At 62.1% G+C, this 15,318-nt stretch carries 17 protein-coding genes; 8 read left to right on the top strand and 9 right to left on the bottom strand.

Features of this window, described 5'->3' with window-relative positions; genetic code table 11:
* The first annotated feature begins 189 nt into the window (after nucleotides 1-189).
* From EJ079_RS16530 to EJ079_RS16495, 7 genes are all read left to right on the top strand, one after another.
* Nucleotides 190-1,224, top strand: coding sequence for a class I SAM-dependent methyltransferase (locus tag EJ079_RS16530; protein WP_127809532.1), 1,035 nt, complete (start codon nucleotides 190-192; stop codon nucleotides 1,222-1,224).
* 247 nt (nucleotides 1,225-1,471) lie between these two features.
* Complete coding sequence (locus EJ079_RS16520) at nucleotides 1,472-2,113, top strand: 50S ribosomal protein L25/general stress protein Ctc (protein ID WP_127270548.1); 642 nt, start codon at nucleotides 1,472-1,474, stop codon at nucleotides 2,111-2,113.
* A gap of 23 nt (nucleotides 2,114-2,136) precedes the next feature.
* Nucleotides 2,137-2,862 (top strand): aminoacyl-tRNA hydrolase, encoded by a 726-nt coding sequence (gene pth, locus EJ079_RS16515; protein ID WP_127809531.1) that lies wholly within the window; start codon nucleotides 2,137-2,139, stop codon nucleotides 2,860-2,862.
* Between the two features lie 90 nt (nucleotides 2,863-2,952).
* Complete coding sequence (gene ychF / locus EJ079_RS16510; protein WP_127809530.1) at nucleotides 2,953-4,056, top strand: redox-regulated ATPase YchF; 1,104 nt, start codon at nucleotides 2,953-2,955, stop codon at nucleotides 4,054-4,056.
* A 226-nt stretch (nucleotides 4,057-4,282) separates the two neighbouring features.
* Complete coding sequence (corA, locus tag EJ079_RS16505; RefSeq protein ID WP_127396071.1) at nucleotides 4,283-5,257, top strand: magnesium/cobalt transporter CorA; 975 nt, start codon at nucleotides 4,283-4,285, stop codon at nucleotides 5,255-5,257.
* A gap of 121 nt (nucleotides 5,258-5,378) precedes the next feature.
* A complete protein-coding gene (locus tag EJ079_RS16500) occupies nucleotides 5,379-5,855 on the top strand; it encodes a MaoC family dehydratase (protein ID WP_127396074.1) in 477 nt (158 codons plus the stop codon).
* On the top strand, nucleotides 5,852-6,322 hold the full coding sequence (locus EJ079_RS16495) for a MaoC family dehydratase (protein ID WP_127396070.1): 471 nt from the start codon (nucleotides 5,852-5,854) through the stop codon (nucleotides 6,320-6,322). The genes EJ079_RS16500 and EJ079_RS16495 overlap by 4 nt, the downstream gene beginning before the upstream one ends.
* A 165-nt stretch (nucleotides 6,323-6,487) precedes the next feature.
* Here the strand turns inward: EJ079_RS16495 and EJ079_RS16490 are convergent, their stop codons facing one another.
* The 6 genes from EJ079_RS16490 to petA all read right to left on the bottom strand — a co-directional run bounded on the left by EJ079_RS16490 (nucleotide 6,488) and on the right by petA (nucleotide 11,967).
* The gene (locus EJ079_RS16490) at nucleotides 6,488-7,033 is read right to left on the bottom strand and encodes an adenine phosphoribosyltransferase (protein WP_013529989.1); all 546 of its coding nucleotides are present in this window, start codon (nucleotides 7,031-7,033) and stop codon (nucleotides 6,488-6,490) included.
* A gap of 9 nt (nucleotides 7,034-7,042) precedes the next feature.
* The gene (locus tag EJ079_RS16485; protein WP_164873953.1) at nucleotides 7,043-8,188 is read right to left on the bottom strand and encodes an alpha-hydroxy acid oxidase; all 1,146 of its coding nucleotides are present in this window, start codon (nucleotides 8,186-8,188) and stop codon (nucleotides 7,043-7,045) included.
* 176 nt (nucleotides 8,189-8,364) lie between these two features.
* Nucleotides 8,365-9,060, bottom strand: a complete 696-nt coding sequence (locus EJ079_RS16480) for a phosphatase PAP2 family protein (protein WP_127396068.1) — start codon at nucleotides 9,058-9,060, stop codon at nucleotides 8,365-8,367.
* A gap of 127 nt (nucleotides 9,061-9,187) precedes the next feature.
* The gene (locus EJ079_RS16475; protein ID WP_127396067.1) at nucleotides 9,188-10,060 is read right to left on the bottom strand and encodes a cytochrome c1; all 873 of its coding nucleotides are present in this window, start codon (nucleotides 10,058-10,060) and stop codon (nucleotides 9,188-9,190) included.
* Nucleotides 10,061-10,088: 28 nt separating this feature from the next.
* Nucleotides 10,089-11,390: a cytochrome b N-terminal domain-containing protein gene (locus tag EJ079_RS16470; RefSeq protein ID WP_127326789.1), complete on the bottom strand. Its 1,302-nt coding sequence runs from the start codon at nucleotides 11,388-11,390 to the stop codon at nucleotides 10,089-10,091.
* Nucleotides 11,391-11,406: 16 nt separating this feature from the next.
* Nucleotides 11,407-11,967, bottom strand: coding sequence for a ubiquinol-cytochrome c reductase iron-sulfur subunit (gene petA, locus EJ079_RS16465; RefSeq protein ID WP_127270959.1), 561 nt, complete (start codon nucleotides 11,965-11,967; stop codon nucleotides 11,407-11,409).
* A 314-nt stretch (nucleotides 11,968-12,281) separates the two neighbouring features.
* Here petA and EJ079_RS16460 point away from each other — a divergent pair, with 314 nt between their 5' ends.
* Nucleotides 12,282-12,626, top strand: a complete 345-nt coding sequence (locus EJ079_RS16460) for a cupin domain-containing protein (protein ID WP_127809528.1) — start codon at nucleotides 12,282-12,284, stop codon at nucleotides 12,624-12,626.
* 3 nt (nucleotides 12,627-12,629) lie between these two features.
* Here the strand turns inward: EJ079_RS16460 and EJ079_RS16455 are convergent, their stop codons facing one another.
* From EJ079_RS16455 to EJ079_RS16445, 3 genes are read right to left on the bottom strand one after another with little or no spacing between them, the layout of a single operon-like run.
* The gene (locus EJ079_RS16455; protein WP_127326788.1) at nucleotides 12,630-12,941 is read right to left on the bottom strand and encodes a DUF6665 family protein; all 312 of its coding nucleotides are present in this window, start codon (nucleotides 12,939-12,941) and stop codon (nucleotides 12,630-12,632) included.
* Between the two features lies 1 nt (nucleotide 12,942).
* Nucleotides 12,943-13,422: a GNAT family N-acetyltransferase gene (locus EJ079_RS16450; protein ID WP_127270964.1), complete on the bottom strand. Its 480-nt coding sequence runs from the start codon at nucleotides 13,420-13,422 to the stop codon at nucleotides 12,943-12,945.
* Nucleotides 13,423-13,426: 4 nt separating this feature from the next.
* Nucleotides 13,427-15,310 carry an ABC transporter ATP-binding protein gene (locus tag EJ079_RS16445; RefSeq protein WP_127809527.1) on the bottom strand — a complete coding sequence of 628 codons (1,884 nt, stop codon included), beginning with the start codon at nucleotides 15,308-15,310 and terminating at the stop codon, nucleotides 13,427-13,429.
* Nucleotides 15,311-15,318: the final 8 nt, after the last annotated feature.

The following is a 15,318-nucleotide window of genomic DNA, read 5'->3' as shown; positions in this document are numbered from 1 at the left end:
GGCAAACAAATGCAATCGCGCAAGACAAGTTTCCGTTAACTCGAACCCGGAATTCGGGCCGGAAGCCGTCTAAAGAGGAACATGGTTGGCGGGAAATTAATCATAACGATAAAATGCCGTCAGCCCGACATTGGCAAATGGAGCATTCTACGCAATAAGTTAACCGACTGTTAACTATGGAGTGATGGCGTGCAGACCGTTCTTGATGGCAAAAGCTTGATTACTGCCGCGATGCTCGCCGGCACGCTGCCTCGGGGAAAGCTCGAGCATCATGGCGAAGCGTTCGAAACCGCGCGCGCGGAGCTGGCGCTCATTCTCCACGCGACACAGCAGCAGATCGAACAGGACAAGAACCCCGCCGAGATCGTCGGTCGCTTGCTGTCCTTCCTCAATGGCCTGCATTCCAAGGTTCATCCCGACGTCTGGCATGCGTTGATACCGGTGGCGCAGAACCATCCGATCCTGAAGTATTTTCTCGAGGATCCGCTGACGCGCTGGTCCTTCACCAAGCCCAGGGGCTATTCCGGCGACGCGCAGTTGCTTGATTACATCTATTGCGACCCGCACGTGGCAGAGAGCGTGGCCAATGCCTCGGAGATCGGCAAGGCGCTCTATAGCCATACCCAGAACGTACCCTCATGCGTCGCGGCACGGGAACGACGCGACCTCCTGACCCGATATGTCGACGAGATTGCGGTCAAGAATGGACCGCAAACCGAGGTCCTGGCGATCGCGGCCGGCCATTTGCGGGAGGCCAATCGCTCGGTAGCCTTGACGGAGGGCCGTCTCAAGCGCTGGATTGCGCTCGATCAGGATCCCCAGAGCGTTGGGCTGATCGCGCGCGACTTCCAGGGCACCGCGGTCGAAGCCATCGACGGCTCGGTGCGAACCGTGCTCACGCGGGGCCACAAGCTCGGCAAGTTCGATTTCATCTATGCCTCCGGCCTCTACGACTACCTCGCCCACAACGTCGCGGTGAAACTCACGAAGACCTGCCTGCAGATGTTGAAGCCGAACGGGACGTTCCTGTTTGCGAACTACGCCGAGGGCACGCCTGACGCCGGCTACCGGGAGACATTCATGGACTGGGTGTTGCTGCTGCGATCGGAGGTCGATATGTGGAACATCGTCAATGCCAGCGTCGACCGCAACACCGTCGAGGCGCGGGTGTTCTTCGGCGAGAACCGCAACGTGCTTTATGCCGTCATCGAAAAGCGCGGATAGCGACCGCCTGGACTGCACCAGGCTGGGCGTGCCTTTGGCTTGCACCTCCGGCCGCCTTCCGCTATAGAGCCGCCACCCGCGTAGACACCCTTGGAGGCAACGCGGCGGAAGGCCGCCTTCCCGCATGATCCCGAAAAGTGGATTCCGGTTTTCGGACCAGATCATGCATGGGTATGTCGGCTTTCGACGTTTACGGTCCAGGCACTCTGCCAACCGTGAGCGCTCCAGTAAACCGAAAGGAAATGCCATGAGCCACGACACTTACGAGCTCAAGGCCGAAGCACGCGAACAGGTCGGTAAGGGGTCCGCCCGTGCAGTTCGCCGCAACGGTAAAGTGCCTGCAGTAATCTATGGTGACAAGCAGCCTCCCCTGGCTATCGCGCTCACCTACAAGGACATCTACTACAAGATCCATGGCGGCGGGTTCCTGACCACGATCGCCACGATCGATGTCGACGGCAAGAAGATCCAGGTCCTGCCGAAGGACTTCCAGCTCGACCCGGTCAAGGATTTCCCTGTCCATGTCGACTTCCTGCGCATCGGCAAGGACACCGAAGTCAATGTCGACGTGCCTGTCCACTTCATCAACGAGGACAAGTCGCCCGGCATCAAGCGCGGCGGCGTGCTCAACATCGTGCGTCACGAAGTCGAGTTCCACTGCCCGGCCAATGCGATCCCGGAGTTCATCACCGTCGATCTCACCGGCGCCAACATCGGCGACTCGATCCACATCTCGGCGGTCAAGCTGCCGGCTGGCGTCAAGCCTGTGATCTCCGACCGCGACTTCACCATCGCGACCATTGCCGGTTCGTCGGCGATGAAGCCGGAGACGGAAGAGACGGCTGAAGCGGCTGCACCTGAGGCAGCTCCTGCCGCCGACGAGAAGTAACTCTTTCACGCCCGGAGCAGGCGATGCTGCTGTTTGCAGGTCTCGGCAATCCGGGCGCGAAATACGCTGACAACCGCCACAATGTCGGTTTCATGGCGGCGGACGCAATCGCCCGCCGCCATTCCTTTTCGCCCTGGTCGAAGAAATTCCAGGGCCTGATTTCCGAGGGCACGCTCGGCGGCGAAAAAATCGTCCTGATCAAGCCGCAGACCTTCATGAACCTGTCCGGCCAGTCGGTCGGCGAAGCACTGCGCTTCTACAAGCTCGAGCTTTCCGCGCTCACCGTCTTCTATGACGAGATCGACCTTGCCGAAGGCAAGCTGCGCATCAAGACCGGTGGCGGCGCCGGCGGCCACAACGGCATCCGGTCGATCGACGGCCATATCGGCAATGGCTATCGCCGCGTGCGCATCGGCGTCGGCCATCCCGGCGTCAAGGAAATGGTCCAGCACCATGTGCTCGGCAATTTCGCCAAAGCCGACCGCGAATGGCTCGACCCGCTGCTCGACGCGATCGCCGACAATGCCGCCATGATCGTCAAGGGCGACGAATCCGGCTTCATGAATAAGGCCAGTCTCGCCGTCCAGGGCAAGGCCGGGCCGGAGCCCGAAAAGCCAGCGCAGAAGCAGCCGGCGCACAAGCAGCAAAGTCATGTCCGCCAAGCACGGCCTCAACAGCCGGTGGTCAAGCTGCCGGAAAGCGGTCCAATGGCCGCCATGCTGAAGAAGCTGTTCGGCGGCAAGGACTGAGCATCGAGGGACCGAAGGGCTTGACGTTGATCACCCCTATCGCCCATAGCCCTGATCAAATTTCTATTTTCCCGATAGGACCGAACAAAAATGGGTTTCAAATGCGGCATCGTTGGCTTGCCCAACGTCGGCAAGTCGACGCTTTTCAACGCGTTGACCAGAACGGCTGCGGCGCAAGCCGCCAACTATCCATTCTGCACCATCGAACCGAACACCGGCGAGGTGGCGGTGCCAGATCCGCGCCTGCAGAAGATCGCGGCGATCGCCAAGTCGAAGGAGATCATTCCAACTCGCATCTCTTTCGTCGACATTGCCGGCCTGGTGCGCGGTGCCTCGAAAGGCGAAGGGCTGGGCAACCAGTTCCTCGCCAACATCCGCGAGGTCGACGCCATCGTGCATGTGCTGCGCTGCTTCGAGGATGACGACATCACCCATGTCGAGGGCCGCATCGACCCCGTCGCCGATGCCGAGACGGTCGAGACCGAGCTGATGCTTGCCGACCTCGACAGCCTAGAGCGCCGCATCGTGCAGATCCGCAAGCGCGCCGGCAGCAAGGACAAGGAAGCGACGACCGTGCTGCCGTTGATGGAGGCAGCGCTCGAACTGCTGCAGGCCGGCAAGCCGACCCGCATCCTGCTCAAGGGTATTTCGGCCGAAGATTTGCGCATCCTGCAGGGCCTGAACCTTCTGACCTCGCATCCCGTGCTCTATGTCTGCAATGTCGCGGAGGCCGACGCCGCCACCGGCAACGAACACACCAGGGCCGTGGAAAAGATGGCCGCCGCCCAGGGCGCCGGCACAGTGGTGATCTCGGCGGCGATCGAAGCCGAGGTCGCGCAGCTCTCGGACGAGGAAGAGATGGAATTCCTGTCCTCGCTCGGCCTCGACGAGCCAGGCCTCAACAAGGTCATCCGCGCCGGCTACGATTTGCTGCACCTCATCACCTATTTCACCGCCGGGCCGAAGGAGACGCGCGCCTGGACCATTCATAGGGGCGACAAGGCGCCACAGGCCGCCGGTGTCATCCACACCGATTTCGAGCGCGGCTTCATCCGCGCCCAGACCATCTCCTACAACGACTTCGTCACACTGGGCGGCGAAGTGGCGGCCAAGGAAGCCGGCAAGGCGCGCGACGAAGGCAAGGAATATGTCGTCCAGGACGGCGATGTGCTGTTGTTCAAGTTCAACACCTGATGCCTGAAGCGCTCGAGAACATCCCGGCAAGCTGTCGGCGAAGTTCCTCGATACATGCTTCCAAGGCGACGGCGGCCATCCGCCCTACAGCCGGTTGTCTTGATTTTGTCACGTCACAGGTCTAAGCGGCAGACGCACGGTCGGCGCTGACGTCGAGAACCCGTGCAATCCAACACGACGCGTCAATCCGAACGCACCCTTTGGCCCCAGCAAGGGATATCAGGCGATGATCAAGGCCTTCGTCGTGGACAATGACCGCCTGCGCGTCGTCGACGATCTCCTGGCAAACAGCGAGACCATCGTCTGGGCGGACCTGTTCAACCCGACAAAGGAAGAGGAAGCGACGATCGAGAGCTGGCTCGGCGTTGCCATTCCGACGCGCGAGGAGATGGAGGAGATCGAGATTTCGAGCCGCCTCTATGTCGAGGACGGCGCCTATTTCATGACCGCCACCCTGCCCGCCCAGACCGAAATCGACGATCCCTTGATGTCCCCGGTTACCTTCGTGCTCGCCGGCACAAGACTGATCACGGTGCGCTACCACGAACCGAAAGCTTTCAAGACCTTTCCGCAGCGCGCCGAAAAGGTGGCGACCGGCTGCACCAGCGGCGACACCATTCTGATCGGCTTGCTGGAGGCGATCGTCGACCGTCTTGCCGACATTCTGGAACGCGCCGGCCGCGACATCGAGGCGATCTCGCGCGATATCTTCGAGGCGCGGTCGACCAAGGTTTCCAAGCGCAACCGTGATTTCCAGGAGTTGCTGAAAGCCATCGGCCGCAAGGAGGACATCGCCTCCTCGATCCGCGACAGCCTGATCTCGCTGCAGCGCCTGGCAGGCTTCTTCGCCCATGCCTCGACCCGCACCAAGATGAGCAAGGACACCAAGGCGCGCATCAAGACGCTGTCTCGCGACGTGCTGTCGCTCGCCGACCACGCCACCTTCCTGTCGCAGAAGATCTCCTTCCTGCTGGACGCCACGCTCGGCATGATCTCGATCGAGCAGAACGCCATCATCAAGATCTTCTCGGTCGCCGCCGTCATTTTCCTGCCGCCGACTTTGGTCGCCTCGGTCTACGGCATGAATTTCGACATCATCCCCGAGTTGAAATGGCAACTTGGCTATCCCTTCGCCATCGCCATGATGGTGCTGTCGGCGATCCTGCCCTTCTGGTACTTCCGCCGCCGCGGCTGGCTCTGAGTGGCGTTGTCGGTCCTGCCACAGGCTGGCGCAGTAGAAATCGCTTGACCAAATGAACGCCGGCCTGCATCCGGAAACCCCGATCCTGGGGATCGTGGGTCGACAAGCCGGATTCCAGACCATGACTGCAGAGATAAAAGCATGGGCCTATGAGGACTTCATCGAGGGCGCATCGATCGACCTCGGCTCGAAGCTCGTGAGTGCCGCCGAGATCGTCGAATTTGCCGGAGAATTTGACCCGCAGCCGATGCATCTCGACGAGGAGGCCGGCAAGGCCAGCATCCTCGGGGGGCTGGCAGCGTCGGGCTGGCACACCTGCGCCATGTTCATGCGCATGCTCTGCGATGCGTTCCTGCTGGACTCGACCTGCCAGGGCGCGCCCGGAGTCGATCAGGTCAAATGGAAGAAACCGGTCCTGGCCGGCGACCAACTGACCGGCACCCTGATGGTTGTTGCCAAGCGCCTGTCGAAATCGAAGCCGCAACTCGGCTTCGTCACCATGCGCAGCGAGCTGTTCAACCAGCGTGGCGAAAGCGTCTTCGAGCTCGAGAACTCCGTCATGTTCCTCACGCGCGATGCCGCGGGGAGCCAAGCATGACACTGGACGAGTTCTTCCGTATCGGCACCACCGTCACGCTCGGCTCGCACACATTCGAGCCCGAGGCGATCAAGGCCTTCGCCCGCAAGTACGACCCGCAAATCTTCCATATCGACGAGGAGGCCGCGAAGAAAAGCGTTCTTGGCGGCCTCTGCGCGTCTGGCTGGCACACGGCCGCGACCTGGATGAAACTCAATCTGGAAAACCGCATGGACGCCGAGATCGCTGCGTGGAGCGGTCCCGGTCCGGTGCCGGAATTCGGCCCCTCGCCCGGCTTCAAGAACCTGAAATGGCTGAAGCCGGTCTATGCCGGGCAAACCATCACCTTCACGCGCACCGCGCTGTCGCACCGCCCAATCGCCTCACGCCCCGGCTGGCGGCTGCTGGCGCTGCGTTCGGAAGCTTTCGATCCCACCGGCGACAAGGTGCTCGAGTTCGAAAGCGCCGTGCTGGTGAAGGTGGAGTAGCTTTTTCCTTCGCCCCGTTTACGGGGAGAAGGTGCCCGAAGGGCGGATGAGGGGCGGCGCCAGCGTTGGTGTCTTAAACTCGACGGTCGTACTTACCCCTCACCCTGCTCCGCTCGCGTTGCTCGCTTCGCTTCCCTCTCCCCGTAAACGGGGCGAGGGAGAAACCTAATGCCCCTCGAACCCTATCAGCGTTCTGACCGGCACACCGAGGGCTTCGAGCTTGGCGCGGCCGCCGAGGTCCGGCAGGTCGATGACGAAACAGGCGGCGAGGATATCGGCGCCGATCTGGCGCAGAAGTTTGACCGCCGCCTCCGCGGTGCCGCCGGTGGCGATCAGATCGTCGACAAGGATCACCTTCTCGCCCGGAGCAACGCCGTCCTTGTGCATCTCCATCTCGTCCAGCCCATATTCCAGGCTATAGGCGACGCGCACCGTCTCGTAGGGCAGCTTGCCTTTCTTGCGGATCGGCACGAAGCCGGCCGAGAGCTGATGGGCGACGGCGCCGCCAAGGATGAACCCGCGTGCCTCGATGCCGGCGATCTTATCGATCTTCTGGCCGGCGTAGGGATGTACCAGTTCGTCGATGGCGCGGCGGAAGGCGCGCGCATTGCCGAGCAGCGTGGTGATGTCGCGAAACAGGATGCCGGGCTTGGGATAGTCCGGAATGGTACGGATCGCGGCGAGCAATGTGTCTTCGAGGGAGGATTTCATGGGTCGAGATTACCTGAAACGGAGGTTCTTGCGCGACAATTGTTCGATCGAACTGCAGCCCATCAGCTTCATGCCGCGTTCGATCTCGACCCGCATCTGCTCAAGCGCCCGTTCGACGCCGGGCTGGCCCGCCGCCGCGAGCGGGAACAGATAGTAGCGTCCGACGCCGACGGCCTTGGCACCGAGCGATAGCGCTTTCAGCACATGGGTGCCGCGCTGCACGCCGCCATCCATGATGACATCGATCCTGTCGCCAACGGCATCGACGATCTCGGCAAGCTGGTCGAACGCCGCCCGCGAGCCATCCAGCTGCCGCCCGCCATGGTTCGACAGCACGATGCCGCTGCAGCCGATGTCGACGGCGCGTCTTGCGTCCTCTACCGACATAACGCCCTTGAGACAGAACGGACCCGACCAAAGCTTGACCATCTCAGCGACATCGTCCCACGTCATCGACGGGTCTAGCATCTCGGTGAAGTAGCGGCTGATCGACATCGTGCCGCCGCCCATGTCGACATGCTCGTCGAGCTGCGGCAGCTTGAACCCCTCATGCGTGAAATAATTGATCGCCCAGGCCGGCTTGAGCGCGAACTGCGCCATACCGGCAAGGTTGAGCTTGAAGGGAATGGCAAAGCCGGTGCGTTTGTCGCGCTCGCGATTTCCTCCGGTGATGCTGTCGACGGTCAGCATCATCACCTCGACGCCGACCTGCTTTGCCCGCTGCATCATCGCCCGGTTAAGACCGCGGTCCCGATGGAAATAGAACTGGTAGACCTGCGGACTGCTGCTGATGCTGCGCGCCTCCTCGAGGCTGACGGTGCCAAGCGACGAGACGCCGAACATGGTGCCATACTTGGCTGCGGCCTTGGCGACCGCGCGCTCGCCCTGATGGTGGAACAGGCGCTGCAAGGCGGTCGGCGAGCAATAGAACGGCATCGCCAGCTTCTGGCCCATGACCGTCACCGACATGTCGACCTCGCTCACTCCGCGCAGCACGTTGGGAACCAGGTCACAGGTCTCGAAGCTTGCGGCGTTGCGGCGGTAGGTGACCTCATCGTCAGCCGCGCCGTCAATGTAATTGAAGATCGGCCCGGGCAGCCGCTGCTGTGCCATCAGCCGGAAATCGGAAAAGTTGTGACAGTCGCTGAGCCGCATCATCGAAATCCAAAAGCCATGGCGGGACGAGCTTCTCGCCACCGTTCGATGCGTCGAATATCAACCTCATGCCGCCATGCCAACGGACTAATTGCCGAACTTCCGCCTAAGCAATGGCGCAGACAAGAAAGGAGCGCCTTAAGCGCCCCTTCCCGTCTAAATCCGGCTGACGAGGATTACATGCCGAGATCGGAACGAAGCTCGGCCCTGGCCACTTCATATTCAGCCTTGAAGTCGTCCCGGTTGAGCAGGACTGCGGCAATGACGCTGCCGGAAATCCTGCCCATCTCGACATCGGACGCAAAATGGATGCCGCCAACCACGCGGTTGTGAGCGTATTTGCTCGCGCGTGCCATGATCTCGGCGCGCTTTTCCGGAACCATGTCGGACAGAATGATGCCCATCATCGTGCCGACGGTGGCGTGTCCGGAAGGCCAGGAACCGGAGCTCGACAGCTTGACCGCAGGCTTGACGAGATCGCTGAGCTGATGCGGGCGCGGGCGCTTCCAGACATCCTTGGCGGGATCGACGACAGCGCCTTCGGTAGCCACCACGCGATCGAAGAAGGCGCTGAATTTCGGCAGCGTTTCCTTGTTGAATTTCGGCCCCATCACGTCGGCAAAGCGCCAGACATTCTCCTCGGCATCGGCCACCGCGCTGGCGACCATCTCCGGGGTGCGCGTGACCTGCAAAGTCAGCACCTCGCCGAGTTCGGCCTTGGTTTGTGCCGAATCGTTTGCCGGCGGCGGCGGCAGGATCATCGTCAGGTCGACATCCTTGTTGGTGATGAAGGGCTGGGCGTCTTCCGCTTGCGCGGCCGAGCCCACGATGAGCAGCAACAGGCCTGCCGCGAGCGATGCGTATCTTTTCATGAATGCGATCCTTTGATGAGAGCAGCACAGGATCGCCGGATGCGGTGACGGCCATGTGACATGACCAGCCTCCGGAAATGCAAAAGGGCGCCTCTCGGCGCCCTTCGCGATCACTTGATTGTGTGGCTCAATGCGCCACGCCTTCCCACACCTTGCGCTTGGTGAGATAGACCAGAGCGCCGAACAGAAGCAGGAACACCAGCACGCGAAAACCGGTCTTCTTGCGGTCTTCCATATGCGGCTCGGCCGCCCACATCAGGAAGGCGGAAACGTCGCGGGAGTACTGGTCGACTGTCTGCGGCGCGCCGTCATCATAGGTCACCTGGCCGTCGGACAGCGGGTTGGGCATCTTCAGCGACACGCCCGACATGAAATAGGGGTTGTAGTGGGTGCCTTCCGGGATAACCATGCCGGCAGGCGGTGTCTCGTTATAGCCTGTCAGCAGCGAGTGGATATAGTCGGGCCCGCCCGCGTCATACTGGGTGAAGATGTCGAAGACGAATTGCGGAAAACCGCGCTCGACGCCGCGCGCCTTGGCCAGCAGCGACATGTCGGGCGGAGCAGCACCACCATTGGAAGCGGCGGCCGCTTCGTCGTTTGCGAACGGTGGCGGGAAGTGGTCGGACGGCTTGCCGGGACGGTCGAACATGTCGCCGGCATCGTTGGGACCGTCATGGATCGTGTACTCGGCCGACAGCGTCTTGATCTGCGCATCGGAATAGCCGAGGTCCGACAGCGTGCGGAACGCCACCATGTTCATCGAATGGCAGGCCGAGCAGACTTCCTTGTAGACCTTGAGGCCGCGCTGCAGCTGCGCCTTGTCATAGGTACCGAACGGGCCGGTGAAACTCCAGTCCATTTCCTTCGGCTCGTCGATCGGGAAATGCGTCGGCGCGGCGGCGTTGTGCGCCTCTTCGGCGGCGATCGCCCAAGTGCCCGCCGACCCGATGCCGACGGCCACGAGGCCGACCAGCGCCAGCGAGGTGAGAATCTTTTTCATGCCAAATCCCCTTAGATTCTCTACCCGCTCAGCCTTTGGTTTCCGGCGCCGCCGTAGCGCCCGCCGGATGTCCGCTGCCGCCCTTGTTCTTCTCGAGGACCGCCTCGGTGATCGAGTTCGGCAGCCGTCGCGGCGTCTCGATCAGGCCGAGCACCGGCAGCGCGATCAGGAAGAAGGCGAAGTAGAACAATGTCGCCATCTGCGCCATGAACACATAGCTGCCTTCGGCCGGCTGCGAGCCCAGCCAGCCAAGCAGGATGGCATCGGCCACGAACAGCCAGAAGAACAGCTTGTACCAGGGCCGGTAAACGGCAGAGCGTACCTTCGAAGTGTCGAGCCACGGCACCAGGAACAACATGACGATGGCGCCGAACATGCACAGCACGCCGCCGAGCTTGGAGTTGATCGGCCCGACATTGAAGGTGATGGCGCGCAGGATCGCGTAGAACGGGAGGAAGTACCATTCGGGCACGATGTGGGCCGGCGTCTTCAGCGGGTTGGCGACGATGTAGTTGTCGGGATGGCCGAGATAGTTCGGCAGGTAGAAGACGAAATAGGCGAAGAAGAACAGGAACACGATCATGCCGAACGCGTCCTTGATGGTCGCGTAGGGGGTGAAGGCGACAGTGTCGGTCTTCGACTTGACCTCGATACCCGTCGGGTTCGACTGGCCCACGACATGCAGCGCCCAGATGTGCAAAACGACGACGCCGGCAATCATGAACGGCAACAGATAGTGCAGCGCAAAGAAGCGATTCAGCGTCGGGTTGTCGACGGCAAAGCCGCCGAGCAGCAGCTGCTGGATCCAGTCGCCGACCAGCGGAATGGCACTGAAGAAGCCAGTGATGACGGTGGCACCCCAGAAGCTCATCTGGCCCCATGGCAGCACGTAGCCCATGAAGCCGGTCGCCATCATCAGGAGATAGATGATGCAGCCGAGGATCCACAGCAGCTCGCGCGGCGCCTTGTAGGAGCCGTAATAGAGGCCACGGAAGATGTGGATGTAGACGGCGACGAAGAAGAACGAGGCGCCGTTCGAATGCATGTAGCGCAGCAGCCACCCCGAATTCACGTCGCGCATGATCTTCTCGACCGAGCCGAAGGCGAGATTGGTGTCGGCCGTGTAGTGCATGGCCAGCACGATGCCGGTCAGCATCTGCGCCACCAGCATGATCGACAGGATGCCGCCAAACGTCCAAGCGTAGTTGAGGTTGCGCGGCACCGGATAGGCGACGAAGCTGTCATAGACCAGCCGCGGCAGCGGCATGCGGGCGTCGAACCAGCGTCCGAGACCGGTTTTGGGCGTATAGGTCGAGTGTCCCTCGCTCATCGAAATGTCCCCTGCCTCAACCGATAAGGATCTTGGTATCGGAAATGAACTTGAATACCGGCACCGCCATGTTCTCAGGCGCCGGGCCTTGGCGGATGCGTCCGGCCGTGTCGTAGACCGAGCCGTGGCATGGGCAGAACCAGCCGCCGAAATCGCCTTCCTGGCCGAGCGGAATGCAGCCGAGATGGGTGCAGACCTGAACCATCACCATCCAGGCTTCCTTGCCGGGTGTGGTGCGGTTGGCGTCGGTCGCCGGTGCATCGGCCGGCAGATTGGCGTTGCGGGCGATCGGGTCCTTGAGATCGGCCAGCTTGACGGCCTCGCCGTCCTTCATTTCCTGTTCGGTGCGGTTGCGGACCACGACCGGCTTGCCGCGCCATTTGACGATCAGCGACATGCCCGGCGTCAGCGAGGCGACGTCGACTTCGACGGAAGCGAGCGCCAGCGTCGAGGCATCGGGGCGCATCTGGTCGATGAACGGCCACGCGAAGGCACCCGCGCCGACCACTGCGGCCATGCCGGTGGCGACGTAGAGAAAATCACGACGGTTGGGATCCTGGGTGTCGGTTGCGCTCACGGGTGCCTGATCCTTTCGCCTCTTCCGTGCCGGTGGCTGAGCCTTGTTCCCCGCTCAATTACGCCAACCCGACAGCGCATGGCGAACAGGCTTGCGAATTCCTCCGGCATTTGGACTTCGGTTTATGCGTGAAGCCCGTTTTTGTCCAGACGGGCGAAGGCACAAGGGCAGATTGTCGCGGGGACAAAATCCGCCACCGCTCAACGCGACGCCGGATAGCCGCCAAACATCGCTAAACAACCGGGAAACAACCGCAAATCCGACGCCCCTGTTCGGCTCGACACAAGGCGCCAGCCGGGTCTATCCTTGCCATCATGGCACACGTCATAGACCGCGACACTTGGTCTGTTCGCTCCGACCATTGGAAGGGCGAATTGCAATGTGGCGCCTACGGCTCCAACTCCTGCCTGATCTTCAACTATTTGCCTGGCGTCGGCGGCGGCCCCCGCCTGCACACGCATCCCTACGCGGAGATCTTCATCATCCGCCAGGGCACCGGCCTGTTCACTGTCGGCGACCATGAGATCGAGGCATCCGCCGGCCAGATCCTGATCGTGCCGCCCAACACGCCGCACAAATTCACCAATCTCGGCCCAGGCCCGCTGGAAACGACCGACATCCATGAAAACGGCAGCTTCATCACCGAATGGCTGGAGTGACCCCTATTTCGCGCCGAGCCTGGCCAGCACCGCTTTCGGGATGTTGTATTCACGAATGACGGCATCGTGCTTGCGCAAGCCGCACAGCTCGCGCTGGATGAAATAGCCATGCACCGCCTCGGCGGCATCCTTGAGCAGCCGGGGGCGCAGTTGCTCGTCGGCATTGTCGCGCAGCCTGGCCAGCGTTTCCTCTACCCGCTGGCCGGCGCGGCCAAGTGCTGCCGCCTTTTCCGCCAATATTTCATGGCCGAGCGCGTCGAAGGCGGCTTCAGCGGCCGAGCCGCCGGCAAGATGAGATGGCGGACGCAAGGACATTTCAGTCTCCTTTCGCGAAAACCATGCGGTGAGTGACGAATTCTTCGCCTTCCACGTGCGTAAATCCAAGCCGTGCGTAAAAACCAAAAGCCTCTTGCGGCGCGCGGGTGTTCAGCGCGGCGAAATGGTGACGTGCCCTGTCGATAACGGTTTCGATCAGCATCCGGCCAAGGCCGGCGCGACGGTGACGCGCACTGACGAACAGGTGCCGGACCCGGCCGTGGTCCCTGGCCTCGAAATAGGGATCGATGTTCAACCCGCACACGCCGGCGAGTTCCCTTCCATCCCAGGCTCCGTACAGCGCCTCGCCCCGTTTCAGGAATTTGTTGCGGCCACTTGCCCAGCCATCCGCCAGGCGCACCAGCATCCAGTAGCCTTCCTGCCGGCTCTCTTCCTTCAGCGTGTCGAAAGCCGGCATGGTCGGTCGGAGCCGCTTGAGAACGTAGCCGACCTCTGAGATGGCGCCTGTTGATCCACCCATGGAGCTACTCCGCCGGGCGTGTCTCTTCGAGCACGCTGTCCTCGTGATAGAGAAAACCGCCGGACTGCCGCTTCCACAGCCGCGCATAGAGCCCCTCGAGTGCTACCAAATCGTCATGCGTGCCTTGCTCGACGATGCGGCCGCCGTCGAGCACCACCAGTCGGTCGAGTGCCGCGATCGTCGACAGCCGGTGGGCGATGGCGATGACCGTCTTGTTTTCCATCAGCCGCGTCAGATTTTCCTGGATCGCCGCCTCGATGTCGGAATCGAGCGCCGAGGTCGCTTCGTCGAGAATCAGGATCGGCGCATCCTTGAGGAAGACGCGGGCGATCGCCACGCGCTGGCGCTGTCCGCCTGACAGTTTGACGCCGCGCTCGCCGACAAAAGCCTCGTAGCCGGCGCGGTCCCTGTTGTCGCGCAAGGTCAGAATGAACTCGTGCGCCTCGGCCTTTTTCGCCGCCGCGATCACCTCCGCATCGGTCGCGTCTGGCATGCCGAGCTTGATGTTGTCGCGCAGTGAACGGTGGAACAGCGCCGTGTCCTGGCTGACGACGCCGATATTAGCGCGCAGCGAGTTTTGCGTGACATCGGAGACGTCTTGGCCATCGATGGTGATGGAGCCGCCCTCCAGATCGTAGAGCCGCAGGACCAGATTGGCGAGCGTCGTCTTGCCGGCGCCCGACGGTCCGACCAGCCCGACCTTCTCGCCCGGCTTGACGACAAGGTCGATGCCGTTCAGCACGCCGAACCCTTTGCCGTAATGGAACTCGACGTTCTTCACCTCGATACGCCCGCCCGCCACGACAAGTTCCTTGGCGTCGGGCGCATCGGCGAGGCCGAGCGGCTGCGAAATCAGCGCCTTGGAGTTCTCCAGCACGCCGAGGTTTCGCAAGATGCTGTTGAGCTGCATCATCAGCCGGCCGAGCAGCATGTTGAGCCGCAGCACCAGCGACAGCGTGAAGGCGACCGCGCCGACGGTGATCGAGCCCTCGACCCAGAGATAAACGGCAAAGCAGCCGATCGCCGTGATCATGATGCCCGACAGCGTCGTCAACGCCATGCGCACGCCGGTCAGCCGGCGGGTGAACGGGCGCAATGCGTCGAGGTAGATGTCGAAACCGTTCCTGATGTAGCGGTCGTCGCCGTCGGCCGAGAACAGTTTCAGCGTCTGCACGTTGGAATAGGAATCGACGATGCGGCCGGTGATCATCGAGCCGGCCTCGGCGGTTTCCTCGGCATGCTTGCGGATTGCCGGCAAGTAGAGCTTGGCCAGCCAAGCGAAAGCGGAAATCCAGATCACCACCAGCACCGCCAGCCTGAGATCGAGGCCTGCGACCAGCGCCAGCGTCGTCACCGTGTAGACGATCATGAACCAGACGACCTCGATGAAGCTTTCCATCAGGTCGCCGGTGGCTTGCCCCGCCTGCCAGACCTTTGTCGCGATGCGGCCGGCGAAATCGTTCTGGAAAAAGGCGTAGGACTGGCGCGAGACATGCCGGTGTGCCTGCCAGCGCACCAGATTGTAGAAGCCCGGCGTGATCGTCTGCTCATCGACCAGCGCCGACAGGCCGACGACGACGGTGCGGATGACCAGCACCACCACGACCATGAAAACCAGTTCAGGACCGGCGGCGGCCCACAGTGCGTGCCAGCTGCGCTCGGCGGGAAGCTGGTCGAGAATATCGACCAGCCGCCCGACGAAGTAGAACAGGCCGGCCTCGACCAGCGGCGCGATGCCGCCGATGACCAGCATGGCGAAGAAGGCGAACTTCGCCTGGCCGACATAGTGCCAGAGGAAACCGCCGACGCTGGTCGGTGGCCGAAGATTCGCTGGCTCCCTGAACGGATAGACCCAGTTCTCGAACCAGCGATAGACGGCAGTCATCATGCGGCGGC

This window comes from Mesorhizobium sp. M7A.F.Ce.TU.012.03.2.1 (assembly GCF_004006095.1).
Classification (GTDB): Bacteria; Pseudomonadota; Alphaproteobacteria; order Rhizobiales; family Rhizobiaceae; genus Mesorhizobium.
Note: the sequence above shows the minus strand (reverse complement) of the source record. Positions and strands in the feature narration are given on the sequence as shown.

Coding starts and splice junctions, on each gene's coding strand:
- EJ079_RS16520 (WP_127270548.1), top strand. CDS start 1,472: ATGAGCCACGACACTTACGAGCTCAAGGCCGAAGCACGCGAACAGGTC.
- pth (WP_127809531.1), top strand. CDS start 2,137: ATGCTGCTGTTTGCAGGTCTCGGCAATCCGGGCGCGAAATACGCTGAC.
- ychF (WP_127809530.1), top strand. CDS start 2,953: ATGGGTTTCAAATGCGGCATCGTTGGCTTGCCCAACGTCGGCAAGTCG.
- corA (WP_127396071.1), top strand. CDS start 4,283: ATGATCAAGGCCTTCGTCGTGGACAATGACCGCCTGCGCGTCGTCGAC.
- EJ079_RS16500 (WP_127396074.1), top strand. CDS start 5,379: ATGACTGCAGAGATAAAAGCATGGGCCTATGAGGACTTCATCGAGGGC.
- EJ079_RS16495 (WP_127396070.1), top strand. CDS start 5,852: ATGACACTGGACGAGTTCTTCCGTATCGGCACCACCGTCACGCTCGGC.
- EJ079_RS16490 (WP_013529989.1), bottom strand. CDS start 7,033: ATGAAATCCTCCCTCGAAGACACATTGCTCGCCGCGATCCGTACCATT.
- EJ079_RS16485 (WP_164873953.1), bottom strand. CDS start 8,188: ATGCGGCTCAGCGACTGTCACAACTTTTCCGATTTCCGGCTGATGGCA.
- EJ079_RS16480 (WP_127396068.1), bottom strand. CDS start 9,060: ATGAAAAGATACGCATCGCTCGCGGCAGGCCTGTTGCTGCTCATCGTG.
- EJ079_RS16475 (WP_127396067.1), bottom strand. CDS start 10,060: ATGAAAAAGATTCTCACCTCGCTGGCGCTGGTCGGCCTCGTGGCCGTC.
- EJ079_RS16470 (WP_127326789.1), bottom strand. CDS start 11,390: ATGAGCGAGGGACACTCGACCTATACGCCCAAAACCGGTCTCGGACGC.
- EJ079_RS16460 (WP_127809528.1), top strand. CDS start 12,282: ATGGCACACGTCATAGACCGCGACACTTGGTCTGTTCGCTCCGACCAT.
- EJ079_RS16455 (WP_127326788.1), bottom strand. CDS start 12,941: ATGTCCTTGCGTCCGCCATCTCATCTTGCCGGCGGCTCGGCCGCTGAA.
- EJ079_RS16450 (WP_127270964.1), bottom strand. CDS start 13,422: ATGGGTGGATCAACAGGCGCCATCTCAGAGGTCGGCTACGTTCTCAAG.
- EJ079_RS16445 (WP_127809527.1), bottom strand. CDS start 15,310: ATGATGACTGCCGTCTATCGCTGGTTCGAGAACTGGGTCTATCCGTTC.